General features: G+C 74.5%; 2 protein-coding genes. One reads left to right on the top strand and one right to left on the bottom strand.

The features are described from left to right. Positions 1-1389 (top strand): electron transfer flavoprotein-ubiquinone oxidoreductase (locus tag CKO13_RS11500; RefSeq protein WP_200261163.1); only part of this gene is annotated, 1389 nt, incomplete at its 5' end. Positions 1390-1393: 4 nt separating this feature from the next. On the opposite strand, the gene CKO13_RS11505 is transcribed toward CKO13_RS11500, so the two are convergent. Next, positions 1394-2818 carry an OmpP1/FadL family transporter gene (locus CKO13_RS11505; protein ID WP_200261165.1) on the bottom strand — a complete coding sequence of 475 codons (1425 nt, stop codon included), beginning with the start codon at positions 2816-2818 and terminating at the stop codon, positions 1394-1396. Positions 2819-2990: the final 172 nt, after the last annotated feature.

A 2990-nucleotide genomic window follows, 5' to 3' on the forward strand; every position in this document is an offset into this window, starting at 1 on the left:
GGGGCGGAGCGGCTGCTCCTGCTCGGCGCCCGGCGGGGCTGGCGGCTGCCGACGCCGCCGCCGATGGACAACACGGGCAACCTCGTCGGCAGCCTCGGCGACCTGTGCCGGTGGCTCGCCGGGCAGGCCGAGGCGGCGGGGGTGGAGGTCTACCCCGGCTTCGCCGCCGCCGAGCTGCTCTACGACGAGGCCGGCGCCGTGCGCGGCGTGGCCACGCCGGCGCGGGGCCGGCAGGCGGACGGCACCCCGGGGCCGCGCTTCGACCCCGGCGTGGAGCTGTGCGCCCGGCAGACCGTCCTCGCCGAGGGGGCCCACGGCTCGCTGAGCCAGGAGGCCCTCGAGCGCTTCGGCCTCGCCCGCGGCGCCGAGCCGCAGACCTACGCCCTCGGGCTCAAGGAGCTCTGGGAGGTCCGCCCGGAGCGCCACGAGCCGGGGGCGATCACCCACACCCTGGGCTGGCCGCTGGACGCCTTCACCTACGGCGGCGGCTTCCTCTACCACCAGGAGCGCCGCCAGGTGGCCGTCGGCCTGGTGGTGGGGCTCGACTACGAGGACCCGTACCTCTCCCCCTACGAGGCCTTCCAGCAGCTCAAGACCCACCCGGCGGTGCGGCCGCTGCTCGAGGGCGGCCGGCGGCTGGCCTACGGCGCGCGGATTCTCCCCGAGGGCGGCTGGCAGAGCGTGCCGCGGCTGAGCTTCCCCGGCGGCGTGCTCGCCGGCGATACCGCCGGCCTGGTCAACGTCCCCAAGATCAAGGGCATCCACACGGCGATGAAGTCGGGCATGCTCGCCGCCGAGGCGGTCCACGCCGCCCTCGGCGCCGGCGCGGCGGAGGCCGGCGACCTGGGCCGGCGCCTCGAGGCGAGCTGGATCGCCCCGGAGCTGCGCCGGGTGCGCAATATCCGCCCCGCCTTCCGCTGGGGGCTGCCCCTGGGGCTCGCCTACGCGGCGGCGGAGGCGTACCTGCTGCGCGGCCGGGCGCCGTGGACCCTCGGCCACCGGCCCGACCACCAGGCCCTGCGGCCGGCGGCGCAGCGCCGGCCCATCGACTACCCCGCCCACGACGGGCGGATCACCTTCGACCGGCTCGACTCCGTGTTCCTCAGCGGCACCCGCCACGAGGAGGGCCAGCCCAGCCACCTGCGCCTGCGCGACCCGCAGGTGCCGGCACGGGTCAACGCGCCGCGCTACGCCGGCCCCGAGGTGCGCTACTGCCCGGCCGGGGTCTACAGCTACGACACCGACCCCGGGACCGGCGAGCCGCGGCTGCGCATCGACGCCATCAACTGCCTCCACTGCAAGGCGTGCGAGATCAAGGACCCGGCGCAGAACATCCGCTGGACGGTGCCCGAGGGCAGCGGCGACGGCCCGGGCTACCCGAACATGTAGCTCCCTAGAAGCGGTAGACGTAGTTGGCGCGGCCGTTGAGCTGGCTGTGCCGCGAGGTCACGCCGGTGCGCGGGTTGGTCGCCTCGACCTCGGGGGCGTAGGTCACCGCCAGGCCGATCCGGCTGCGCTCGGTGAAGGCGTAGCCGAGCCCGGCGGTGTAGTGGTCCTCGATGATCGCCGGGAAGAGGGGGTTGAGGTACTCGTCGGGGATGGGGTTGTCGGCGAGGTTGACGCCGGCGCGCAGGGTCAGCGCGGCGGTGGCCCGCAGCTGCGCGCCGAGGGAGACCACGGTCTGGTCCGCCCACTCCTGGCGCAGGGCGAGATCCACCTCCTCGCCGCGGAAGTCCCGGCCGGGCCCGAGGTTGTTGGCCTCGCTATCGCTGGCCTTGAACCGCAGGGAGAGCGTCTCGAGGACCTCGGACCAGGCGATGCGCTTGACGTCGGCGGCGAGGGTGAGCCGGTCGCCGGGCTCGTAGGCGATACCGACGCCGTAGGTGGCCGGCCACTCGAAGTCCTCGACCGCCACCTCGCCCTGGAGGGCCACGGACCGTGTGCTTCCCCTCATGTCGCCCTGGAAGGCGAGCTCGGCGCCGTTGGCGCCGGTGCTCCAGTCGCCCATGCGGCTCTCGCTGTGGTAGGCGGCGCCGACGGTGAGCTCGGGGGTGAGCCGCAGGGTGAGGCCGATCTTGCCGGCGAGGCCGCCGCCCTGGGCCTCGCCGGTGAGGTCGCTGCCGTTGGAGAAGTCGACCCGGGCGTAGTCGATGGCGGAGAAGCCGTCTAGCGCCGCGCCGAGCCCCGGCGAGGCGGAGAGGCTGCCGCCGACGCCGCTCATCAGGCCCCGGACCTGGGCGCCGCCCATGTCCATCTGCAGGTCCATGTTGCCGACGAGGTAGTCGAGCTGCACGGCGACGTTGACCCGGTCGTTGACCCGGTAGGCGAGCGGGAGCATGAGCCGGCCGAAGCTCACCTCGGAGCGGACCGGCTCGCCGCTGCGCGACAGGAAGGTCTCCCCGCCGTACTCGGTGCCCATCCCGCCCTGGGCGAGGAAGGCGGCGCCGTAGGTGAGCCCGCCGGGGCTGGTACGGATCAGCGACAGCGACGGCGAGGGGTAGGCGTCGCCCTCGGAGCGGGCCTCGGCGCCGCTGGCCTCGTGCGCGGCGGTGACCTCCGGGCCGAGGACCGTCAGCCCGAGGCCGAGGACGGTCCCCGGCTCGCGGAAGCCGAAGGCGGCCGGGTTGTTCATGACGTTGGAGTTGCCGGCGTCGTAGGCCATGCCGGCGCCGCCCATCGCCCCGGCCCGGGCGCCGTAGCCGGCCATCGCCATGCCGTTGGTGGCGCTTGCGCTGCTGGACAGGGCGACCGCGGTGCCGAGGCCGGCGGCTGTAAGGGCCAGGCGCAGGCGGAGGCGGGCGTAGCTGCGAGAGGCCATGGGCAACTCCTTTCCGCTGTGGCGTAGAGCAGGAGCGGCTAGGGGGCGGGGAGGTCCCGACTAGCCAAGCTTGCCGATGAGCGTACGCAGCAGGTGGGCGCGGTGGTATCGCCGTTTTGGGGGGGCAGGGTGGCGGTAGGCTATCCCGAAAGGAGCGGGGGCGGCTATTACG

This window comes from Halorhodospira neutriphila (genome assembly GCF_016584055.1).
Lineage (GTDB): Bacteria > Pseudomonadota > Gammaproteobacteria > Nitrococcales > Halorhodospiraceae > Halorhodospira > Halorhodospira neutriphila.

Excerpts from the sequence above, each read along its gene's own strand:
- CKO13_RS11505 (WP_200261165.1), bottom strand. The coding sequence starts at position 2,818 with ATGGCCTCTCGCAGCTACGCCCGCCTCCGCCTGCGCCTGGCCCTTACA.